Raw genomic sequence first — 24,503 nt, 5'->3', positions numbered from 1 at the left:
GTAAAATTACCGACTGCTTCTGAATAAGGAAAGACTTCTAGCAAACTAGTACTCTATGTCATTAATTTTGGCATGTAAGAAGAATAAACCACAAAGACACAAAGGACACAAAGGAAGAATTTTTAAGAAGTTAGCCTCAAAAAACTGATGACATGAACCACGCTTTGGTCTGTGTCATTAATTCTGGGGTGTAGGCACCAATATATTATTCTCTTAACTCTTATCTTTGTGTTCTTTGTGTCTTTGTGGTTAAATCCTCTTGCACACCAACACTTTTGACACAGACCATTAGTTTATGCTTTCAAAATAAAGCATAAAAGTAAGCTGATTAGTAAATAAATTTAAAAATCTTAATTTTTATTTACAAAAACGAAAACTGTACTGCACAATGTGCAGTACATGAAAAACGAAATATCAATTATTCAATCATTAATATACACCATTAAGCGCCTTCAACAGCTCCGCCAGCAGCTTGCCAAGCATTTAAACCGCCAATAATTTCTGAAACACTTACAAAACCTGCATCACGGAGCAACTGTGCTGCATGAGCAGATTGTTCGTCGTTTTCCCCATACACATAAATATCACGCTTTTGGTGCAAGCTTTTTTGCGCGCGCGATGCTATGTCTTCAATTGGCATTGGCATGGCGCCTGTAATATGACCGTGGTTATAGGTAAAGCGGTCGCGAACATCCACAATTGTCAGACCGGGTTGTCCCCATTCTAAACGCGCTCTTAAATCATGAGCATCAGTGTGAGCAACGAGATGATTCAGCATGTATTTTATTTTTCCTTGTATTACCAAAAGCAATTTATCAAAAAAAGAATGATGCACATGCAATTTTTATAATTTGTAAAGAAATTTGTAAAGAAATTTGTGATTTGCTCGAAATAAAAATTAACAATAGAAAAATTGGTATTAGGGTTTACTTTTCAGGTTAGACTATAGGTTATGGCAAACACGATTCAAACTTTACCCCAAGAAGTCGTACATCTGATTACGGCAGGAGAAGTAATTGACTCGTTTGCGGCTGTAGTGCGGGAGCTTGTAGAAAATTCTCTCGACGCGGGCGCAACGCGAATTATAGTGTATTTACATCCAGAGCAATGGCGGATTCGCGTCGCGGATAATGGCTGTGGGATGAACTATGAAGATTTGCAGTATGCAGCGAGTGCCCATAGTACGAGTAAGATACATAGCGGCGCCGATTTATTTAAGATTCACAGTTTAGGATTTAGGGGAGAAGCGCTACATAGTTTGACGATGTTGGCAGACTTAGAAATTATGAGTCGTGCTTACCCGCGTTATATTCCTTCAATGAGCGCTGATGATATAGAAAGTTGTGGTTTTAGAGTCATATATAGTAACTGTGGAGAAACGCAACAAATCGAAGCAACCGCAATGGCGCCGGGTACAGTCGTCACAGTCTCGAATTTATTTGGTTATTGTACAGCACGAAGACAAGGATTGCCGAATACATCGCAGCAAATGAAAGCTGTACAAGAAACAATTCACCAAATAGCTTTATGTCATCCGCAGGTAACATGGCAAGTGTGGCATAATGACCGCTTGTGGATAAACATGAGTCCTGCTGCAACAATGGGCAAGTTATTACCACAAATTCTCAACCGAGTTCGTCAAGGTGATTTACACGAATTGAGTTTGAAGTTAGCTTACCAAGAATCGATAGATTACAAAGATAATATTTACTTAGTTATTGGTTTACCCGATAGATGTCACCGTCATCGTCCTGACTGGGTAAGACTAGCAGTAAACAAGCGTATGGTCAAAACATCAGAACTTGAGCAAACAGTTCTGACGGCATTTCACAGAACATTACCGCGCGACCGCTTCCCAGTATGTCTATTACATTTATCAATATCGCCTGAACATATCAACTGGAATCGCAACCCGACCAAAAGCGAAATATATCTTAATAACCTTCAATATTGGCAAGAGCAAATCAATCAAGCAATAGAACAAGCGCTTCGTATCAACTCCGACACTATAAACGAAACAGTACAAACAAGTCGAGTTAGTAAACTGCTCACAACAGCAGAAAAACAAAACCCCTATCGTACCCGTCGTTCAATTCAAACACTACCAAAAACAGATACAGAGGCGCCTTCTTCAGTAAACACTTTACCAGAAACACTACCCACTCAGCACTCATCACTCAGCACTCAGCACTCTCTCAAAGCCGTTGCCCAAATCAACAACATGTATATAATTGTTGAACATCCTGGTGGAGTGTGGCTAGTAGAACAACACATTGCTCATGAGCGAGTATTATATGAACAAATATGTGATAACTGGCAACTAGTTCCAATGGAACCGCCATTAATCTTATATCAGCTATCCGCAGCCAAAGTTGAACAACTACAACGTATTGGACTAGACATAGAACCCTTTGGAGAAAACCTCTGGGCAGTACGCACCGTTCCCGCAATGTTAAAAGCGCGCGAAGATTGTCATCAAGCCATCCTCGAACTCAGCCAAGGGGGAGACTTAAAAGCAGCGCAAGTTGCCGTAGCATGTCGCAGTGCCATACGTAACGGCACACATTTAACCATAGACGAAATGCAAAGCTTAATCGAACAATGGCAACGTACCCGTAACCCCCGCACCTGTCCCCACGGGCGCCCCATAAGTTTATCGCTACAAGAATCTTCCCTATGCAAATACTTCAAAAGAAACTGGGTAGTAGGAAAAAGCCACGGCATATGAAAAGAAACGCCTCGTAATAAGCACTTCAGTGCTTCAAATCCTCAAAATATGGCTCTTGCGTACTTAGCGTGCTAATTTAGGGAAAAATAAGCTTAAAACTCTTGCTGGGCTTATCTTACAGCTATTATTACCTTCAGAACGGTATTCTTGTCCAAAATTAAAACTAAAAGCGTCTGTAAGCCTTGTAAATCAAGCATATTTATAGATTTTAATTAAAATTTAGCACGCTATGTACGATAGAACCGGATTTTTCTTCATCCTATTGCCTCCACTTGTTGTTTTCGATCTCTTGCCAAATCTATCACTGGTGCTTGTTACAGCAATTTCACACGAAACTTGATTGCATGACTCTGTAGAGCAATATAAGAAAGGTAAAAATTTATAAGTGGTGTTCTTGTGTGTCAATAGCAGGCGCCTTCATGGCAGGGAGTAAACAATAGAACGTAAAAAGGGTGTTTAATCAAAATTGTGACTTATTAAATTATTACTTATGAGTTATAAATCACAATACTTTGATGATAATGTGTAATTTTAAACACCGTAGAGACGCGATTAATCGCGTCTCTACAACGGCGCCGTTTTTTCAAGCCGTTTTTTCAAATTTGAGTATATCGAATTCCTAATTTTTGTAAGGTTTCTTCGTTGATTTTTGTTGTGTCTCCGGTTTCGGTGTTTTTAAATAGTGCTGCGAAGGCGCCTGCTCCCAAACCTGACTGGGGAAACATTCGGTAACATGGCATTGTAGTTAAGTGGGACTGGTAGTCTTTTAAATGACTTACTTCGACTGGTTGAAAAGACGGGAATTTTTCTAATAACCATTCACATACTTGTTCGTTTTCTTCGGGTGAGTAGGTGCAGGTTGTATATGCAAGATAACCTTGCGGCGCCACTATTTGAGCGGAGTTGGCAATAATTCGTTTTTGACGGTTGGCATTTTTATTGATATTAGTTGGATGGAAACATCCTGGTACTTTTTCTCCTTTGGCAAGTAAAGATTGTCCAGAGCAGGGTGCATCAACTATTACTAAGTCACTCGATTTTGCTATGGCTTCAGCAATAATACTTGAATCACGGTTTAATACTGCTGTTGGTGTGATTTTACAACGCTTGAAGTTAGAAAATAACATTCCTATACGTTTTCCAATTACTTCGTTAGCAATTAGTAACTGAGGTTGCAGAACTCTCCAGGCAAAGATGCTTTTTCCTCCCGGCGCCGCACACATATCAAATATCAAGCTAATTGGTTGATGAATTGCTAAAAATATTGAAGCGGCAAATACCGATGAAAAATCTAAACAGTAAAAATATCCTTGTTCGTGTAAAGGATGTTGACCGGGCTTTTGATTTAGCTCTAGCCTATCTACATTCGCTGGCTGCCAATCAACAGGTTGAGCTACACTTAAAGTAAAATCAACTGGCTTATCTCGACACCAAAGGATGCTAGGATTATATTGCTGTGGATTGATCAAAGCATTAATAAACTCTTCTTGTTGCTCAGTATCTACATATAGGCGCCGTGATAACTTAAGTAATAAATTAGATATTTTTTCCATATTTTTGCAGTTCGTATATGTGTAAAAGCTATATAGATATTCAACCAAGAATTAAACTGTCACATTACATTAAACCGTTAACAAACATAGCATCATACTGAAAAATACTATTTGCCCGCATTCAATCGTCATGTTACTAGACAATTTTCGCGCAAAATTACGCTCATATGCACTTCAGTGGCGCGATGCTGGCATAATTAATGATGTACAGTACCAGCAAATTACCCAGCACTATCTAGCTAATCTAGAGACAACAGCAAAAAACCCCTTCATATTTGTTTTAATTGCTCTAGGCAGCATACTCATAGTCAGCGGTGCTATTGGTTTTGTCGCTGTTAATGAACGAGTGTTACCACGAGAAATCAGAGTCACACTGTTACTGAGTTTACTGGTTGCAACAAATATTACTGGATTTTACTTGTGGCAGCAATCGATTAAAGCAATGTTGTCAGGTAAGAAACACCGACAGCGCAAGCTTTTACTAGGACAAAGTTTAATAATTCTCAGCGCACTACTATTAGGTGTAAACCTATCCATAATTGTACAAATGTTTCATATAAATCAAGCAAATTACGAATGGTTGCTGATATGGGGTATCGGTGTCACTTTTATGGCCTATAGCTACGGTGAGGAAAAGCTAGCAATACTTGGACTAGTTATTGTACTAGTTGGTTATCTAACTGGGTTGAGCGAACTGCCGTTTCTCAATAATGATGTTAGTTGGACACTAATTATAGTAGAGCATATGCCCTTATTACTATGGATTGTGTTTTTACCCTTGGCTATTTGGTGTAAGTCACGCACAAGTTTTACTTTAACTGTCATTGCGTTTACACTAGCCTTGCAGCTTAATATCAAGCCGTTACAATATCTCAATACAACAAGTAATCTTTCTTGGTTAGCTGCGTTTGCCTTCGTACTTCCACCTGCTTTACTATGGAGTTACGATGATTTGCTATTTCCCAAAGTTCGCAAACGTTACTTTCAAGGAGTCGCGCGTAATCTTGCTCTCGTATGTTTATGCATCTTTTTTTACATACTTGGATTTCATTGGCACTGGCAGGCGCCGACATCACCTTTACTATCCCATGCAAAACCAGTAAATCTTACACTAGCTCCCACTTCACTTGATATTGCTTTTCTAAGTTTTATTGCGGTGATTCAATGGTTATCTATGTTACAGCAAAAACTTAGCTGGAACAATCTAATAATCTTAACAGGTATTATAACATGCGGAGTAGCGCCATTCGGGAATTTTCTTAATATTGATATAGCAGGCGCCCAAATTTTACTTTTCAACGCTTTATCTATTATCTTCGCCCTAATCTTAATTCATCATGCCTTTAATACGCACGAGCGTAGAGTGTTTTGGGCTGGCATTTCAATGATAATTCTTTTGGTTATAACTCGAATGCTTGAATACCAAACAGACTTCTTACCTTTGCGTTCTTAGCGTCCTTTGCGGTTTATTCCATGCCAACACCAAATATTTATTTAATATCATATCGGCGCCTGCTAATATCGCTACTATTACAATTGGGTACTATCACCGCAATACTGGCGCCAACCTTATATAGACAACATACAGGTAAAACAGTTGTCTTACAAACAACACACGAGTTCCCTGATGACGTGCTGCGCGGTCGCTACGTTGCATTAGAATATGACATCTCGCGCGTTGAAGTATTAAAAAAACTACCTGGTTGGAATAACTTAGTTAAGCAATATCCAGGTATTAACTCTCAGTATTATCCAGTTGCAGAAGGAACTAAATTTTATGTAATTTTACATAGTGAAGTTAATACTATTCAACCTTGGCGCCCATTAAGAATAACAAGTACTTTACCCACAACATTACCAGAAAATCAAGTTGCACTGCGAGGTAGTTATCAGTATGGCACTATTTTTTACGGACTAGAAAAATACTACATGCCAGAAGTTCAAGCAGATTTTGGTAAGCAAGATATTTTTCAAACTCGTCAAATTCAACTTGGACAACAAAAGCCTATTATCATGCTTGTCAAAGTTGATTCTCATGGGTTAGCGGCGCCGTTAGAAATGCAAGTAACCGATACAAATAAACTGGGAGGTATTCATAAGTATCGGTTTTAACAGTGAAAAGTGCTGAGTGCTGAGTAATGAGTTAGGAGTTAAGGAGTTAAATACTCAGCACTCAGCACTTTCTACTCAGCACTCTTAAATTGATATTTACTTTTCAGTAAGGCACAAACACCAACTGTGGCAAGTGCGCTAATAGGAATGTTTGATTCTGGTATTTCTCGCTTTGGTTCTTCTGGTTTTTTAAGATAATACTCGTAAACTACTTCAACTTTTGCTCCTGCTAAGGTGTTGAATATTTGGGCAAGGTTGCCGGCGCCACTACCAGAAGATTTTGCGACAGCGGTGACTGGCAGTGTTAATGTATCCGAACCGACAAACAGATCAAAATCGCTTGTAAAAGAAGCTGATGCTGTTTTATTGTTGGATAAGTCATTGTAAGTGGCGCCTGATGCTCCGCTGTAATCTAGCACTCCATCACGCGCGGCAAATTTTTGTGAGATTGATGCAGCTGGCAGCGTTGTTAATAAAATGCTTTTATCCGGTTTGAGTAAACTGACTTCAGCAGATAAATTAGCTGTGACATCAGCGGGTTTTGCATCTCGATTTTCTAACAAAATTGACCCTTCAACTTTAGAGTCTAACTGTACAAATACTTTTTGCAATTCACCTAAACTGGGGTCAAATTTTTTAAGAGTAACAAATTCATCAAAGTTTGTTAGTTGAACATCAATAGAACTTTGATATTTTGCTGTTGTTAAATTTGCTGCCTGTGCAACAGTTGTAGACAATCCGAAAGCAGCTAAAAATGCTGCCAAAAACTGTACTTTGGACAAGTGGCGATGCATTATTAATAATCCCTTGTGATTGTTTTTATAGCGATACACCTTTTGGTAAGAGCTTAATGGTTATCACTATATTTAAGCAATATCACTTACAGTATCTTGATTGAATCTTTAATGATGTAAATCAGTCAGCATTAAGAATTATGTTTTTATAGTTAATAATAAAGTTTTTAAAAAGTCTTTATATGTTTTTTATAAAATAATTGTAAAATTAGCAACGGATGTAAACGCGGATAATTTATTGGTTACAAAAGATCAAAATCAGCCATCCGTTACATCCGTTGCTAATCTTTTTAACCTACCAAACAAAATTAATGACGTGAAGTATTACTCTTCTCTCTGCGCCCTCTGTGACTCTGTGGTAAAAAAATATATGACTGCACAGGCGAGGACGCCTATGCTACAACCCATCAATATAAATAGGGACATGATAGTATCATGCCCCTATGAAATGGAATATATAAGATAATCGCGTTTCGTAATGATTACTAACGTGCAGTTTAGAAGTGGTTTAAATTGAGACCAGCTTCTTTTGCCATTGCTGCTAAACCCTTGACTTCGATAGTCTTGAGAGCTTTGGTCGAAATCTTTAGTTTGACAAAACGGTTTCCTTCTGCCCACCAAAGACGCTTTGTTTGCAGGTTAGCTTGCTGCAAACGCTTGGTACGACGGTGTGAGTGCGAAAGCGAGTAACCGTTATTTGCTTTTTTACCAGTTAATTGACAGCGACGAGACATTTTATTTGTTCTCCGATATTTTAGCCACAATCTCTTATTGTACAAGTGCTGAGTAGAAAGCGCTGAGTGCTGAGTTAGAAGTACTTTTACTCAGCACTCAGCACTCAGCACTTTTAACTCTTATTTCGTTGCTTGTTCGGTCAACTTAGTTAGTACATCGTTGGAGCGTTCAACAAAGGATTTCATTCCTTCTGCATCAAAGCCTTTTTGTGACATTAGTGCCAAATCGTATACGTGTTGGCATATCATGTCCGCTAGCTGTCCGGTTGGGGACTCTCCTCCACCTTGAATAATAGTACCTTGGCTCAATGTTGCCAAGTTCTGAATTAATGGGTGTGCTGTGTTTACTACCAAAACATGTTCATCTGGGAATTCTACTGCTTGTTGCTGCATCATTGCGTTCATCTCGCGCAGGCGCCGCAATATTTCAGGTAGCAGTACCATTGCTGGAGGTGTACCCTGTGGATTATCTGATTTTAATGATTCGGTACGGATGTTGAGTTTAGGCTTATTAATAGCTTTCTCGAACAGTTCCTTGATAACTTCACTGCGAGTTTTGTTTGTGGTGGGGTCTACTATTTCCGCTGGTTTTTCTTTATCGAGGAGGGTGTTATCAAGTTCTGAGTCTACGCGCGTAAATTTAACGTCGTTGTATTCACGCTCTAAGAAGTTGATAAAGTGAGTGTCAATAAAGGAGTCCATGTATAGAACTTCCAATCCTTGACTTTTATGTAATTCTACGTATGTTGCTTGTGATGCTTCATCTGTACAGTAGAATACACGGTTCTCGTGACGCTCTTTATTACGTTCCAAATACTCTTTAATGTTGGTATAAGGTAACTTGGCGCCTGCATTTACATCTTGCCAAGCATCACTGTCTTCTGTTTGTACTTGTACTGTTGGAGTGTCTTGGCTGGGTTGGTAAGTTGTGCGGAATATAACTATATCTTCGACTTGCTTCTTGAACTTCTCATCATTGAGGGCGCCGAACTTAACAAAAGTTCCCAAGTCTTTCCATGCACCTACATACTGTTCTTTGTTATCACGGTAAAGCTCTTTAAGTCTATCCCCAACTTTCTTGGCAATATAATCACCAATCTTCTTAACTGTTCTATCACCTTGCAGCGAACTACGCGATACGTTCAGCGGAATATCTGTACTATCAACTACTCCCCGCATTGGTAAAAGGAACTGGGGTATGATTTCTTCAACGTTATCGCTAACGAACACCTGGTTACAGAACAGCTTAATTTGTCCCTTGGTAACATCTACATCAGGACGCAGTTTCGGAAAATACAGAATCCCATTGATAATAAATGGGTAATCAGTATTCAAATGTACCCAAAGTAAAGGTTCTTCTTGGAACGGATACAGGTATCGATAAAATTCTAAATAGTCTTCCTTACTTAGATTACTCGATGACTCACGCCAAGGCGCCTTTTGTTTGTTTACAACCTCACCATCAAGTTTGATGGCAACTGGCATAAAGTCACAATATGTTTTAACCAGAGTTTGTACGCGCGCTGCTTCGAGAAATTCGTGTTCCTCCTCCATCAAATGCAGCGTAATAGTAGTACCACGAGTAGTACGTCCAGAATCTTCGAGGGTGAAATTTGGCGAACCGTCACAACTCCAATGTACTGCTTGGGCGCCGTCTTTATATGACAACGTATCGATTTCAACTTGGTTCGCTACCATAAACGATGAGTAGAAACCTAAACCAAAGTGACCGATAATTGGTTGATCAGCAGTACCTTTATACTTCTGAATAAATTCTTCCGCGCTAGAAAAAGCTACCTGGTTGATATACTTCTTGATTTCATCAGCCGTCATCCCAATTCCATTATCGGTAATTGAGAGCGTTTTTTTATCTTTGTCGATAGCAACAACGATTTCAGGTTCGCCAATATCGCCAGAATACTCACCCGCACGTGATACCATACTCAGCTTCTGGATAGCATCCACAGCGTTCGACACAAGTTCCCGAAAGAAGATTTGATGGTCAGAGTAAAGAGACTTCTTAATAATCGGGAATATATTCTCGGTATGAATACTGATAGTACCTTGCTCTAGCATAATTCCTGTGTGTGAAAGACTAATAAATTTTAATGGGTTTTATGTTTCCATAATGGATTGTAAGCGTAACCGCAGCCAAATGACTCCTAACTACTAAGTACTGTTTGCCGACAACCCTAAATTCGGTTTTCCCTACCTACACTCTCAGAAACCGGGTTTCCCCATCACTAAGCATAACAATCTAAATGCTTACCAAAGGAAACCCGGTTTCTGGACAGGGCAAGGATGCCCATCCCACAATAGTTTTAACCAAAGTTAACATCTCATTATATTAGTTAGTAGTAGGCATGTACATATTATGATGCTAGAACACTGAAATTAAAAATTGAGCTTATAGCTCCTCCGTTGGGCTAAAAATTCTACTAGTACACAAGCGCTTTTGTCCGAGTGTAGCGTGCGGTCTAGCTTGTCGGTGCCCCTCGCAGCGAGTCGGCGTTGTTGAAAGTCGTTGACCTTAACTTTTATTAAAAATATGGCTTAATTATGTCCATAATTTTCCTAAACTTATCGTTATCGATCTACTTATTGAGAGCAAGTACATTAATAAGTGTCAAACACAAAAGCCTCTCAAATAAAGGCATTGTGACTCACGATGGCAGGTAATAGATTATGTTACAAGCACTTTCATTGGCAGTTGCCACAGTTGTTATTCCCTTCGCTAGCTACACTCCAAGTCCAGCGAGCGCAACTACTCCTCCAAGTTATCTAATTTCTCAAAATGCTACTACAACAGTAAATCTCACTCGAAGAGGTATTGGAGTGGGTGGTGTGAAACTATCAATGTCTGAAACACAGGTCAGACAAATTTTAGGTAAACCTATACAAGTCTCTAACAGTTTCCTTGGTGCTGTTGGTAAAACGAGAACTCTCCAATATTCAGGAATAATAGTTGAATTGGGCGAAAGTTCTAAACCCGGTAGCTATAGAGTATACTCAATTAAAGCAAATGGTTCTAATTATGCTACTCCTAATGGTGTTAAAATAGGCGATAGTCAAAGTAAATTGATAAGAACCTACGGTGAAAAAGAAGCTACTAGAACTAGTGGTTTAAGTAGATTTAACTATAGTGTTACTGACCAAGGGCCAGCAATTTTGAGTTTTACTGTTAAAAACGGCAAAATTATAAAAATTGAATGTTTAGAAGTTCTTTCATAAACTTTTTTGGGTATTTTTGCGATAATTATCTGAAAAAGTAAAAAGATAAAATTCAAAAGTCAAAAGTAGAATTTAATAAATATAGAGGCTTTTAACCATTTTTATTTACTCTTCATTTTACCTTTTTACTTTTGCCTTGATGAATCTATATTTATCAGTAAATCAAACTAAAACCCAGGTACAATACAATGCAAACATTAAACCAACAAAAACAACTTCCCGCTTGCTCTTCAATGCCCGTTTTACGTCGCAACGACAATCAGAAAACCGCTTTGGATTCAGTCAAACTTTTACAACTAACCTTACAAAAATATGGTTTCAGTTCTTTAAAAGTCGATGGTTTCTTTAGTAAGAAAACTGAGAATGCAGTTATTGAATTTCAACAAAGAGGCAACGACCACGATTCAAAAGTTCTTGTAGATGGAATTGTCGTACCCCAAACTTGGACAGCTTTAGGTATGTGTGTTTATACTAGTAACTTCTAAGTAAACATATTCATCGTAAATTGAAAACAAATATCAATTTATCGTTTCCGACACCATAGCCGACACTATAGAATGTTGCGGCTAATTGAATAAAGCCCACCGGGAGTAGGCTAATATCTTAGCCCACGCAGGTGGGCTTCGTATTAATAGCGCCACCATTCTATGGTGCGGGCGTTATAGGCGTTATATGAGTATTAATAGGCGCCCCTAGCTAGTTTAGTTCAATTGCACCGTTAGCTTTGAGTGCATCTCGCTGTGCTTCTGTGATACCCGTTACGTTTGTGATGTTAGTTCCTTGATATGGACGATTAGGAATTAATGAAGTTATACAGCTTCCTGTAGTAGTGTTGTAAATATTGATTACACCATTGCGACTACCACTCGTAAGCGTGTAGTTATCCGTCTCTATTTCTCTCAATACTATTGAAGAACGTACTGAATGAGTTGGAACTGAGAATGTTTTAATGCAAGCTCCTGTTTTGCTGTCCCAAATTCTCATGCTTTGATCTAAGCTACTACTTGCAAGGATTTTACCATCGGGGCTAAAGTTAACTGACCAAACTGCATTTTCATGGCCGTGCAATATGTTGAGACATTGCCCCGTTGTTACTGACCACAATCTTACTGTTTGATCTCCACTGGCACTACTTAAAGTTTGACCATCTGGATGAAATGCAATCGACTGTATTCGACTGGTATGTCCTTCTAAAATTTTAATACATTCTCCTGTGTTTACTGACCACAAGCGAATTAGAGCATCTTCGCTACTGCTTGCTAATAATGTGCCATCTGGACTAAATGCTATTGCCCAAATCCAGTTTGTATGACCATGTAGTGTTTTGATGCATGTGAATGTGCTAACATCCCATAAGCGAATTGTTTGATCATCACTTGCACTAGCTAGTAATGTTCCTTTATGACTAAATGCTACTGATTGCACCCAACCAGTATGACCATGTAAGGTTTTAATACATGTAAGAGTACGAATGTCCCATATGCGAATGGTGCGGTCAACGCTGCTACTGGCAAGCCATTTATTATTTGGATGAAATGCAACGCATGTTACCCAATCTAAATGACCTTGAAGAGTTTTTAAACATGTTTCTGTGTTAATGTCCCAAAGTCGCACTATTGCATCTGTGCTACCACTGGCAAGATTTTCACCACTAGGACTGTAGGCAACAGAAAAGACGGAGTTTGTATATCCTTTTAGGGTTTTGAGACTGTTAAGAGTTTGAATATTCCAAAATCGGACGGTTTGGTCGGTGCTACCCGATGCTATTGTTCCATCTATATAATTAATACTTATTGAAAATACGGCATTTTTATGACCGCTTAATATGCGTAAACATTGATTATTTTTTAGTTTGTCTTTTAAATCCCAAATTCGGATGGTTTTGTCATCACTACTGCTGATAAGGAGTTTGTTGTTGGGACTAAATTGAAGCGCGCGCACACATCCAGTATGGGATTTTAAAGTATCTACACATGTACTATTACTAATATCCCAAAGACGAATACTATGGTCTGCGCTACCACTTGCTAAGGTATTCTCCTCACCACAAAACACAAGTGACCAAATGTGGTTGGTATGACCTTCTAGAATTTGACATTTACCAGTACGAACATTCCAAATACGAATGGTACAATCATCACTGCCACTTGCGAGCATTTGACCGTCTGGACTAAATGCTACTGAGAGAATTCTTCCGGTGTGTCCTCTTAGTGTATTGCTACATTCACCCGATTTTACATCCCACAGACGAATTATTGGTTCATCGCTACCACTGGCGATTATCTCACCGTTAGGGCTAAATGCAATCGACCAAATCGAGCTTGTGTGACCTTTTAGTATATTTATACACTCTTTAGTTTGGGTGTCCCACAAACGAATCGTTTTATCACTGCTGCAACTCGCAAGTATTCGACCATCTGGACTCCATGCTGTTGACCAAACCCAGCCTATATGTCCTTCAAAATTTAGTAATAATTTGTTTGTTGCAACTTCCCAAAGTCGCAGTCCACCTTCTACGTCTCCTGTAGCTAGTTTTGTGCCATCTGGACTAAATGCAACACTAAAAACAATTCCTAATGTTTCTGTAAATAATGAGCGACTTAAGTCAGAGTTAGTAAAATCAATATTATATAGTTTAGTGTGTTGTAAATTAGCTTGCCAAATCGTTAAGTTAGAAAAGTCATAATTGGATAGATGATTTTGTCGTTGACATAGCAAGTTTATAATGTTACCACCTGCGTATCCTACTTGTTCCGCGCTAGTCAACTGCAACTTCTTCACAAGTTCAAGCAAAAACGGTTCTATTTCTGTTTCAAGATTTTCTTTTAGCTGCTCGATTATAGGTTTGACAATTAGCCGAATTTGTGCATCACGAATATAGTCTTTTGCTTGTGCTTTAATTACGGCGTGAGTTTTGAAAAATGAGGGTTTGCATTCTAAACAGAATTGAATTTCTTGGGCAATTTTTTTCACAAAACTAGCAGTTACATATTCCATGACTACAGGTTGTAGTGAAAACTGAGCAGCATTTCTTTCAATTAACGCGCGTTGTTCTAATGATTCTAAAGTTTCGATTAGTTTTTGCGGCGCCATCGAAGGAAATATATCTAGTTTTAGTTCAGCGAACGTTGCAGGTGTACGATAAATAGCTAACCAATAAATAACAGTTTTCTCTGAAGAAGATAACCGTTCAAACTGCTGTTGAATGAGATTGCGAATATTACCAAAAACAAACGTCTCTTGGTTCAAAAAATCAGAAATGTTACCATCAAACAAGTTTTGAATGGTTGTGGAAATCATTTTTAACGCTAATGGATTACCCGAATAGCTCTCAATTAAACGATTCCACTCATCCTGTGACCCCTGAAAGGCGCCTCTTTCTTGAAAAATTTTTTGACCCTCTGTTGTTTCTAAACCGCTAAGTGTCAGCGAGCGTACTCTTGACATTGCTTCTTCTAAAACATTAACCTCCGCTGGTTTTTGTCTACTAGTTAAAACTAAAGTGCTTTGATGTTGTGTGTCTCCTATTTGTCGGAATAATTCACCATACTTCTCATAACCCTCTCGATAGTGGGAAATTTCTCGCGACTCTAAAATTGTTTCAATATTGTCAAGAATTAATAAGCAACGTTGTGATTTCAATACCTGTAATAAGCACGATAATTGGCTATCAACCGTCTCTAAGTTATTAATTTGTAACGGTAATAAAACTTTTAACCAATCTGCCAACAATTCTCCTACATGTAGAGCATTGGGTAACGAACGCCAAATAATTGCTTCAAACCCAGACTCTAACACGTGTGCAAGCTTAATTGCAAGCGTAGTTTTTCCCATTCCACCCATGCCTAGTATCGTTACAAGCTGACACTTTTGGCTACTAATCCATTCTTGTAATTGAGTTAATTCAGTTGAGCGTCCATAGAAATTATGCACCTCAACAGCATCTCCCCAATCTGAACAAATTTCTGGGCGCCTTGTAGATTGAGGAACATCTGGTGTTTTGGTATGCGATACAGCATTTGAATAAAATTGTCGCTCAATTGCGGCTCGAAAGTTTTTTTTGTTAACTTTTTCGCCCATAACCTCCGATAACAGTTTCCACAGTTTTGGACCAACATCATGTTTCAGGTAGGTTGGAGAATACCCATAAGTATCGGCAATTTGGTCATAGCTTTGTCGTTCCCATGACCAAGACGCGCGTAACATCGCTTGCTGAAGGTCGCCAAGGTGCAATCCAGTTTTGTTATAGACTTGAGTATCTGTAAATAGAAGCGCGTCTTCGATATCCATATTAATATGGCTTTTTAAAGAATAATTATATTTTTTTGCGTAATCTTACTAATATAAACGTTTTTGTCAACTAAATAAACTTAATGGTAAAATAGTGTAATGACTCTTCAGGTGTCACCTTGTCTCAATGTCCTATCAACCGCCCTTTAGTATTAGTAACCGCATTATCAATCAAATAAGTGCAATCGCTCTTACACTAGGGCGCCTAAGCAGCCTCCAAGGACAGCCTTCTCCTCAACTTCGTTTTACATACCGCATTCGTACTATTCAAAGCACTCTCGCCATCGAAGGCAACAGCCTCTCCCTAGACCAAATTACTAGCATTATTGAGGGCAAACGAGTTCTTGGCAACCCCCGCGAAATTGCCGAAGTCCAAGGAGCTATCCGCGCCTACGAAGCCCTTCCCACCTGGGACCCAACCCTTATTCAGAACAGTACCGACCAAGTTAGCGACCAAGTTAGCGACCAAGTTAAACAGCTTTTAAGCATTATGGACAACCAATACCAAAGCGCCCAAGAGCTAATGGCACGGCTCTCGCTCTCCCACAAACCCACTTTCCGCAAAAACTATCTATTACCCGCCCTTGATGCTGGATTAGTCCAAATGCAATACCCCGACAAACCCCGCAGTCCTCTTCAACGATACAAAAAGTCTTGAAATTTTGATTTTATTTTCGCACGTTCCTGCCCCTAGTTTTAAAGAAGAATTATATTTTGTTTCGTAATATTACTAATATAAACGTTTTTGTCAGCTAAGGGAATATACTGAATTAATTAAAGAATATTACAGAACTTACGATACTGTCATAATTATGATTCGGTGCGTGACGCTACAAGTCTTATATCTACGTTGAAATTTCCTTATGGCGTCACACACCCTACGGTTGAATGGCACTCGCGTAAGTTCTGCAATAAATTATAAACTACTATTTAAGCCTTCGGGGCTGAAACGTGCCTGCTTAATATGATATTTTCACGTACAATTAAGGTTTTAGACGGATTTATTCTTTTTTTGCTGAAACGAATCATTCTTGTATTAACGCTGATGTTATGTGTTGGTACTGCGATTGCGTTGTCTAATATGTCACAGCTATCATCAAACTTAATTGAAGCCCAAGCTATCCAAAATGCGACTTTATATACCGAATCTTTAGTGCAGGTAACTAATCTTTATAGCAGTGAAGCAGTTGACCGTGCGAAAACTGTCAAGGATATTAACGTTACCCATACTTACCTCAGCAAAAATGGCGCCATTCCATTACCTTCAACATTTGCTATCCAACTTGGAGAACGCATTAGTGAAGAAAACCCTGAAGTCACAGTTCGTCTTTATAGTGATTACCCGTTTCCGTGGCGAAAAGTTAAAGGTGGTATAAAAGATGCTTTTGAGAAAGATGCACTCGCGTTTCTTAGACAGGATATAAAAGAGACTTTTTCGCGTTTAGAAAATAAAAACGGGCGCCTGATGTTTCGTTTTGGTAGAGCGAGCATAATGCGACCAACTTGTGTAGCGTGTCACAATACCGACCCTAACAGTCCAAAAAGGGATTGGGAAGTGGGCGATGTGGGGGGTGTTTGGGAAATTACCCAGCCGTTGGATACATTAGTGGCAAAGGTTGGGCAAAGTTTAAAAGGAACCTTTGCGATGCTCCTGGGTATTTCGGCTTTGGGACTTTCTGGTTTAACTCTTGTTATAGGTAAACTACGACAAACTGCCAAACAGCTAGAACAGCGAGTCCGCGACAGAACTTTAGATTTGGCGCAAGCGAATGTAGATTTAGAACAAAGAAACCAACTGATTCGTCAAGTTTTTGGGCGATACTTGAGTGATCGTGTCGTCAGCAACTTGCTTGACCATCCCGAAAACTTAAAGCTTGGTGGCGAACGACGCAAAATTACTATCCTCACTTCTGATTTACGTGGATTTACTTTTGTTTCTGAACGCTTACAACCCGAACAAGTTATCCAGCTTTTAAATATTTATCTCGAACAAATGGCGGAGGTGATCAATCAGTATGGAGGTACTATTGATGAATTTATGGGGGATGGAATTTTAGTACTGTTTGGGGCGCCAGTGGTAAAGGAAGATGATGCAGTTCGAGCCGTTGCTTGTGCTTGTGCGATGCAGCTAGCAATGGGTGCGGTTAATGAAACTATGAATAATCTTGGTTTACCAGCATTAGAAATGGGTGTTGGTATCCATACTGGAGAGGTTGTAGTTGGTAATATTGGTTCAGAGAAACGTACTAAATATGGAATTGTGGGAAGTCCTGTAAATTTGACTTATCGTATTGAGTCTTACACCAAAGGCGGACAAATTTTGATTTCCGAGCAAACTTTTAAAGAAACTGATAAGAATGTTAAAGTTGCTGGACAACTACAAGTTCAACCAAAAGGTTTGAGTCAACCTATTACTATATATGAAGTATATGGGATTGGCGGATTCTACAATATCTATTTGCCACGAGAAGAAGAAGAAATTTTTCTGCCTGTACCAGAAGCTATTCCAGTGGAATACACAATTTTAGAGAATAAGCATATTGGCGCCCAAGTCTTTCACGGACAGTTAGTAAAACTTTCTTTGAAAGGGTGTGAAATTTATGTTGGTGAAGCCGAATTACCTGAAAAATTTGCAACTTTAAAGCTCAATTTAAGGCTAGCTAATTCATCATCATTAAGTGAAGATGTTTATGGGAAGGTAATGCTTAAAAAACTAGATAGATGCTTTTCTGTGTACTTTACTACGGTTCCGGAGTCAGTTCGGGCTTCGTTAAATGTACTACATGGGTAGGCGCCGAGATAACGGCTCAAATCCACTAGACACTTATTTTACCCTGTCGAATAATGTTTTAATACTAGATAATAATTCTGAATTTGCGATAAGAAAATAAAAAGAGCTTAATCAAATTGATACTACAGCAAAACCTCACTTAGTTGACGTTGGTAAAAATCAAAACACAAGTGTAAAGTCTACTACAATTTCAAACAGAACTCTCATATTACCAGTAACAATGGTAATGACTGAGGGAAAAGACAAAAAACATATCTTTCCTAGTCAGTATCCACTTACTGAAGTCATCAACGTAACCCAAACAACAAAAACCCAGAATAAAAACGGTACATACAAATTTCTTTGCTGGTTTAGAACGGAGATAACAGACGATGGTAGCAACACTGAAATCAAAAATTGAGGGAATTAAAATCCTACGTGGTATCCCAGAAAAAGGAAAACGGTTTTTATCAGTAAATGAGCGCTTCTAATGATAAAACTGCGCGTATTTGGGATACATTGGGTAAACTATTGCGAACGTTCACCGGACATTCAATGCCTGTTTACAGCACCTACTGGAGTCCAAATGGAAAATATATTTTGACTAATTCTAATTACTCCTATGTTTGGGATACTTCAGGTAAACGACTAGTCGAAATACCGCATCAAGATACCGTTGTATATGGTAAATTTAGCCCAGATGGTAAGCGCATTGTCACTAAAGGTTTGTTGGAGTCCAGCGGATTTAATGTGTTGATATTGGGTTACGCTTGCGCTCCACCCAACCTACACATATATTTACATCTCTATACTTCAGAAGCTGTTTCGATTAGTTTGACGGTTGTTTGTGTGACGGCAGGGACTAAGATAGGCGCCTTTTTCTCAAAAGACAAACCGTGTTCTTTTTTGTCGATAATAACGGTGTCTCCAGGGACGAAGGCGTTTTCGAGAATTTTTGTTGCTAAAGTATTTTCGACTTCTCTCTGTATTGCGCGTTTAATTGGTCTGGCGCCATATGTTGGGTCGTAACCGACTTCTACTAAATACTCGCAAGCTTCTTTAGATATTTCTAAGCTGATTTTTTGGTCTGCGAGTAAGTTTTCGACTCGTTTGAGTTGAATTCTAATGATTTGACCCATTTCGCTACGGCTGAGAGGATGGAAGATTATCAAATCATCGACGCGGTTGACGAATTCGGGACGGAAGTGGACTCTCAGTGCTTCTAATACGCGGTTACGCATTTTTTCATACTGATTGTCATCACCAGAAATATCTAATATATGTTCGCTACCGATGTTGCTGGTCATGACAATTACGGTGTTACGAAAGTCTACGGCACGTCCTTGAGAGTCTGTAATTCTACCGTCATCGAGTACTTGTAAAAGTATATTAAATACATCGGGATGTGCCTTTTCGACTTCATCCAAAAGTACTACTGAGTAAGGACGGCGCCGTATTGCTTCGGAAAGTTGTCCTCCTTCTTCGTAACCAACATACCCTGGAGGGGCACCGACGAGTCGAGATACTGAGTGTTTTTCCATATACTCAGACATATCGAGACGCACTATAGCATCGTCGGAGTCAAACATAAATTGTGCTAATGCGCGCGCTAATTCAGTTTTTCCTACACCCGTTGGTCCCATAAATAAGAATGAACCAATGGGACGGTTAAGGTCTTTTAACCCTGCACGCGCGCGACGTATGGCAGCAGATACTTTTTCAACTGCTTCACTTTGTCCAACTACACGTAAATGTAAATGACTTTCTAGTTGTAAAAGCTTTTGCCGTTCTGACTCTAATAAACGGTTTACAGGAATACCCGTCCACTTGGCAACAATTTCCGCGATGTCAGCTTCGGTAACTTGCTCGCGTAATAATGTTGAACCTTCGCTTTGCAAGTCTATCAACTGAGTTTCTTTGGCTTCGCGTTCGCGCTGCACTCCTTCTAATTTGCCGTACTTTAATTGTGCGGCTTTATTCAAATCATACGCGCGTTCGGCTTGCTCAATTTGTACCCGCAGCTTTTCTTCTTCTTGCTTTAAGGCACTAATTGCTTCTAATATATTTTTCTCACCTTGCCATTGGTCATTTAATTCGTGCTGTTTCTCAGTCAAGCTCGTAATTTCTGACTCTATGCGCTGCAATCTTTCTTTGGTTTGCAAGGTTGTTTTTTCTTCCCCTGCTAACGAAAGCTTTTCCATTTCCAACTGCATTAGGCGCCTATCGATGGTTTCTAAATCCGCTGGTTTGGAAGTGATTTCCATTTTCAATTGTGCGGCAGCTTCGTCAACTAAGTCAATCGCTTTGTCAGGTAGAAAGCGGTCAGAAATATAACGCGCTGATAAAGTCGCAGCAGCGACTAATGCACTATCAGAGATTTTGACGTTATGGTGAACTTCGTAACGTTCTTTCAAACCTCGCAATATCGAGATTGTATTTTCAACCGTGGGTTGGTCTACATATACCTGTTGAAAACGTCTTTCTAATGCGGCATCTTTCTCTATATATTTACGGTACTCATCCAAAGTACTGGCGCCGATACACCGTAATTCGCCACGTGCTAACATTGGCTTGAGCAAATTTCCGGCATCCATTGAGCCTTGTTGCCCAGAACCTGCACCAACTACAGTATGTAGCTCATCTATAAATAATACTATTTGCCCGTTAGACTCAGTAACTTCACGTAGAACAGCTTTGAGACGGTCTTCAAATTCACCACGATATTTGGCGCCAGCAATTAGACTACCAATATCCAGCGAAATTAACTGACGGTTTTTTAAAGACTCAGGAACGTCACCATTTACTATTCGTTGTGCTAATGCTTCGGCAATAGCAGTCTTACCAACCCCAGGTTCACCAATTAACACAGGATTATTTTTACTGCGTCGTGATAGTACTTGAATAACTCGGCGAATTTCATCATCACGTCCAATTACAGGGTCAAGTTTCCCAGCTTTTGCAGCTTCCGTCAAATCGCGTCCAAACTTTTGTAGTGCTTCGTAACGTGACTCTGGGTTTTGGTCGGTGACTTTTTGACTACCACGTACCGTTTTAATTGTAGTCTCTAACTTCGTTACATCTAAGTCAACGTTTTTGAGAACTTTCTTTCCTATACGTTCATCATCAACAAAACCCAAGAGCATATGCTCTACTGATATATACGAATCTTTCATCCGTACTCGTGCTTCTTCTGCACGGTCGAGCATCGTGTCTAAACTGCGACCTAAATACAGTTGTTCGCCACGAGCGACTTTAGGCTGACGACGCGCGTAATCTTCGAGTTGCTGTAGTATTTTATTAGCGTCTGCGCCTGCACGGTTAATTAAACGCGCGGCTAATCCGTTATCTTGTTGTAAGGCAGCAATAATTAAATGCTCAACATCCAACTGCTGCTGTTGGTAAGCACGAACGATATCCTGTGACTTAACAATGATGTCCCAAGCTTTATCTGTAAATTTATCGGGGTCTGTAGGCTGCATTTTAAATAGTTATGAGTTAAGAGTATGGTGCGTGACGCTATAACAATTCTGGAACAAAACGAATAATTTGGTAGGGTGCGTGACGCTATAACAATTCTGGAACAAAACGAATAATCTAGTAGCGTCACGCACCATGCATGAGTTAGGAGTTTTTCTACTTAACAATATTATTTATAGTATCTGTACTTATACTGCATCATGCTACAAGCTTAAGCCTCAATACCTACTTTATTGTAACTAGTACAAAAGTTTAGCAGAGAAACTAGCTGTTTAACCATATGAGATTATGACATGTTGAGACAAGTTAATTTTTTAATACCGAATATTAATTCTAACTCTTAACTCGTAAGATGCGTGGCGTCACTAGTTTATTAGTTTGACTTCGCGATTATTATGGCGCCACGCACCCTACTAGAATGAAAATACTGTTCTGAGGGTACTTTGCCAGATTGTACCGTTATCTTTGTCGTTATCGGGGTTGGTGACGACGGTAAATATGGGGGTGACGCTGATGTTGTCACTAAGTCTAAGGTTATAAAATGCCTCGAAGTTAGTTTGGGTTGCGTTTCCTAAGTCACCTGTTACAAAAGGTTGACCAACTGCGACTCCAGCAAGGGTTCCTGGTATCACAAGATTACGCTGTTGTAAACCTACTGACCAACTTAGAGGGTGTGCGTCCAAGTTACGGTTGATAGCGTTGTTAAATCCTTCGTAAGTTCCGTATCCAACTCTTCCAAAAAACCCAGTGTTTAAATTCAGCCTATACTCGGCGTTAACACCAAAGGCGTTGATATCAGTATCGTTAATTTGAGCGTTAGTATATTGTAATTTTAATTTTAGCTTATTGCTGGGAGCATATTCTACTTCTACGCTCGCTTGGCGCCTATCTCCTGATATCCCTTGACTTGGTTGATCTGCCGAAGCTGCTATATAAAGACCGCGCGCTGCAAATTTACTATTTTTTGGACTCCATGCTACGGCAACACCTGCACCAGATGTACGGTCTATTTGATTTTGGACGATAAGCGGATTATTTAGAAATATACCGGAACTGAAATCAAGTGATTCGTCGTTGGCGTAAGAGTTTTTATCGATAAAATCACGTGGCGCCATTTTTGCCCCAACTGTCACTGCTAAGTCATCTTGGGGACGAAACGTGTAATATAGGCGCCTTAATTTCAAATTCGACTCAACATCACTATAATCAAGCCCACCAGCATTCGCAAATAAACCATTACTACCCAATAAATTAAACCCTTCCCGCTGTTCTGCTCCAACTGCGTCACCACCGTTATTGCCTGACTCTAACTGAGTAACGAGCAAATCTTTTTTATTAAAGCTAGTTATTAAATTCAAACGAGTACGTGAAACAATAGTACTCGATGCACTACTTCCCCCTGTAATGCTAGCTATTTGTTGTCCTTGTAGTTTAGTTGTGGTCGAAAATTGATTTGCTATAAGTTGGGCAGCTTGATACTCTGTTGTGTCAATACGTTCTCTAACTTGGCTTAATACAGAAGCATACTCTTTTTGCAGGCGCCGAACTGTAATCGCATCTTGCCGAACATATTGATCCCCGATGGCGTTGGCGAGTATTCCTTCAATTTTATCAAGAGTTGTCGCCAGTGCCGCCGCAAACTCATACCGCGTCATCGGCTTATTTCCGCGAAATGTCTTGTTCGGATACGCTGATAATATACCGTAACGTTCCATCAACGACTTTAATGCTTGATATGCCCAATCGGTTGGTTTAACGTCCTCTAGTTCGTTTACCGTTGGTAATTGCTCTAATGCTCCTGGGTTGGCATCTGGAGTTGTTACAGGATCGGTAGCCTGTAGGGTAGGCATCTTGCCTGCCATTGGCGCTGAATTTTGCACAGGCAAGATGCCCATGCTACGCGCGTCCTCATGATGTGGTAGAGATGCCATTGAAGGAAAACACAACTGGCTAAATATACCGCAACTCAATAAACCGATGAGTTTAGGGGGCGGTTGCAACTGCAACAACCGCGCGTACTGTTTAAGGTTCAACTCCATCACACCTGCACTTTTAATCAAAATTATTTATTAACTAACTGTTGATTAGTTTCATTTGCAGATGAACCCTGAGTACCCAACTGTATTAATTCCACCTTATAACCATCGGGGTCTTCAATAAATGCAATTACGGTTGAACCGTGTTTCATTGGCCCTGGTTCGCGCGTTACCTTACCACCTAGCTTTTTAACTTCATCGCAGGTGGCGTAAATATCATCAACCCCAAGTGCAATATGACCATAAGCATCGCCTAAATCATATTTTTCTTTACCCCAGTTATAAGTCAGTTCTAACACCGATGTATCAGATTCGTCACCATACCCAACAAACGCGAGTGTAAATTCTCCACCCGGATAATCTTTTCGTCGGAGCAATTTCATACCCAGGATGTCACAGTAAAACTTTAACGACTCTTCAAGATTCCCCACCCGCAGCATTGTGTGTAGTAAACGCATAAATTTATTCCTTCGAGCTTCTTATAAAGATTTTAGTTGTTTTGATCCCCCCTTGCCCCCCTTAATAAGGGCTACGGTGTATACACATCTTTTCATTATCCTTACATTCCTCTCCTTCGCGTACTTTGCGTACTTTGCGGTTTATTTTTTAACGAACCGCAAAGGACGCAAAGACGCAAAGAAAGAGAAGAAAAGTCAGTTTTAGAGACTTGTGTGTACACAGTAGCTTAATAAGGGGGGGAATATGATTTTAAAATTCACCTTAATGAAGTAAGAACAAGATTTAAAGCCCCCCTTATTAAGGGAGGTTGGGGGGATTA

At 39.6% G+C, this 24,503-nt stretch carries 16 protein-coding genes and 1 pseudogene; 8 read left to right on the top strand and 9 right to left on the bottom strand.

The genetic code is table 11. The features are described from left to right. Positions 1-442: 442 nt before the first annotated feature. Entirely contained in the window at positions 443-778 is a 336-nt protein-coding gene (locus tag AC2JBO_RS14025) for a rhodanese-like domain-containing protein (protein ID WP_496954269.1), read from the bottom strand. A gap of 174 nt (positions 779-952) precedes the next feature. Here AC2JBO_RS14025 and mutL point away from each other — a divergent pair, with 174 nt between their 5' ends. Next, positions 953-2,728, top strand: a complete 1,776-nt coding sequence (mutL, locus tag AC2JBO_RS14020) for a DNA mismatch repair endonuclease MutL (RefSeq protein WP_496954268.1) — start codon at positions 953-955, stop codon at positions 2,726-2,728. A 596-nt stretch (positions 2,729-3,324) separates the two neighbouring features. On the opposite strand, the gene AC2JBO_RS14015 is transcribed toward mutL, so the two are convergent. Next, positions 3,325-4,281 carry an RsmB/NOP family class I SAM-dependent RNA methyltransferase gene (locus AC2JBO_RS14015; protein WP_496954267.1) on the bottom strand — a complete coding sequence of 319 codons (957 nt, stop codon included), beginning with the start codon at positions 4,279-4,281 and terminating at the stop codon, positions 3,325-3,327. A 130-nt stretch (positions 4,282-4,411) separates the two neighbouring features. Here AC2JBO_RS14015 and AC2JBO_RS14010 point away from each other — a divergent pair, with 130 nt between their 5' ends. Further along, positions 4,412-5,734, top strand: a complete 1,323-nt coding sequence (locus AC2JBO_RS14010) for a DUF2157 domain-containing protein (RefSeq protein WP_496954266.1) — start codon at positions 4,412-4,414, stop codon at positions 5,732-5,734. A 20-nt stretch (positions 5,735-5,754) separates the two neighbouring features. Continuing rightward, positions 5,755-6,393: a GDYXXLXY domain-containing protein gene (locus AC2JBO_RS14005; RefSeq protein WP_496954265.1), complete on the top strand. Its 639-nt coding sequence runs from the start codon at positions 5,755-5,757 to the stop codon at positions 6,391-6,393. A gap of 71 nt (positions 6,394-6,464) precedes the next feature. On the opposite strand, the gene AC2JBO_RS14000 is transcribed toward AC2JBO_RS14005, so the two are convergent. The 3 genes from AC2JBO_RS14000 to htpG all read right to left on the bottom strand — a co-directional run bounded on the left by AC2JBO_RS14000 (position 6,465) and on the right by htpG (position 9,997). Continuing rightward, positions 6,465-7,187: a choice-of-anchor E domain-containing protein gene (locus AC2JBO_RS14000; RefSeq protein WP_496954264.1), complete on the bottom strand. Its 723-nt coding sequence runs from the start codon at positions 7,185-7,187 to the stop codon at positions 6,465-6,467. Positions 7,188-7,684: 497 nt separating this feature from the next. Then, entirely contained in the window at positions 7,685-7,921 is a 237-nt protein-coding gene (gene rpmB / locus AC2JBO_RS13995; protein WP_496954263.1) for a 50S ribosomal protein L28, read from the bottom strand. 120 nt (positions 7,922-8,041) lie between these two features. Then, positions 8,042-9,997 (bottom strand): molecular chaperone HtpG, encoded by a 1,956-nt coding sequence (gene htpG, locus AC2JBO_RS13990; RefSeq protein ID WP_496954262.1) that lies wholly within the window; start codon positions 9,995-9,997, stop codon positions 8,042-8,044. Positions 9,998-10,606: 609 nt separating this feature from the next. On the opposite strand from htpG, the gene AC2JBO_RS13985 reads away from it, so the two are divergent. Continuing rightward, positions 10,607-11,152, top strand: a complete 546-nt coding sequence (locus AC2JBO_RS13985; RefSeq protein ID WP_496954261.1) for a hypothetical protein — start codon at positions 10,607-10,609, stop codon at positions 11,150-11,152. A gap of 188 nt (positions 11,153-11,340) precedes the next feature. Beyond that, on the top strand, positions 11,341-11,637 hold the full coding sequence (locus tag AC2JBO_RS13980) for a peptidoglycan-binding domain-containing protein (protein WP_496954260.1): 297 nt from the start codon (positions 11,341-11,343) through the stop codon (positions 11,635-11,637). A gap of 211 nt (positions 11,638-11,848) precedes the next feature. Here the strand turns inward: AC2JBO_RS13980 and AC2JBO_RS13975 are convergent, their stop codons facing one another. Further along, entirely contained in the window at positions 11,849-15,442 is a 3,594-nt protein-coding gene (locus AC2JBO_RS13975) for a helix-turn-helix domain-containing protein (protein WP_496954259.1), read from the bottom strand. Positions 15,443-15,569: 127 nt separating this feature from the next. Between AC2JBO_RS13975 and AC2JBO_RS13970 the strand changes: the two genes are divergently transcribed. The 3 genes and pseudogenes from AC2JBO_RS13970 to AC2JBO_RS13960 all read left to right on the top strand — a co-directional run. Next, the gene (locus tag AC2JBO_RS13970) at positions 15,570-16,100 is read left to right on the top strand and encodes a Fic family protein (protein WP_496954258.1); all 531 of its coding nucleotides are present in this window, start codon (positions 15,570-15,572) and stop codon (positions 16,098-16,100) included. 354 nt (positions 16,101-16,454) lie between these two features. Continuing rightward, positions 16,455-18,233, top strand: coding sequence for an adenylate/guanylate cyclase domain-containing protein (locus tag AC2JBO_RS13965; protein ID WP_496954257.1), 1,779 nt, complete (start codon positions 16,455-16,457; stop codon positions 18,231-18,233). Positions 18,234-18,689: 456 nt separating this feature from the next. Beyond that, positions 18,690-18,812, top strand: a pseudogene (locus AC2JBO_RS13960) (WD40 repeat domain-containing protein); the annotation flags it as partial. 206 nt (positions 18,813-19,018) lie between these two features. Here the strand turns inward: AC2JBO_RS13960 and clpB are convergent. From clpB to gloA, 3 genes are all read right to left on the bottom strand, one after another. Further along, on the bottom strand, positions 19,019-21,691 hold the full coding sequence (clpB, locus tag AC2JBO_RS13955; protein WP_496954256.1) for an ATP-dependent chaperone ClpB: 2,673 nt from the start codon (positions 21,689-21,691) through the stop codon (positions 19,019-19,021). A 411-nt stretch (positions 21,692-22,102) separates the two neighbouring features. Then, on the bottom strand, positions 22,103-23,728 hold the full coding sequence (locus AC2JBO_RS13950; protein WP_496954276.1) for an iron uptake porin: 1,626 nt from the start codon (positions 23,726-23,728) through the stop codon (positions 22,103-22,105). 23 nt (positions 23,729-23,751) lie between these two features. Then, entirely contained in the window at positions 23,752-24,183 is a 432-nt protein-coding gene (gene gloA, locus AC2JBO_RS13945) for a lactoylglutathione lyase (protein WP_496954255.1), read from the bottom strand. Between the last annotated feature and the right edge of the window lie 320 nt (positions 24,184-24,503).

This window comes from Calothrix sp. CBUCES-K 9914 (assembly GCF_059640475.1).
Note: the sequence above shows the minus strand (reverse complement) of the source record. Positions and strands in the feature narration are given on the sequence as shown.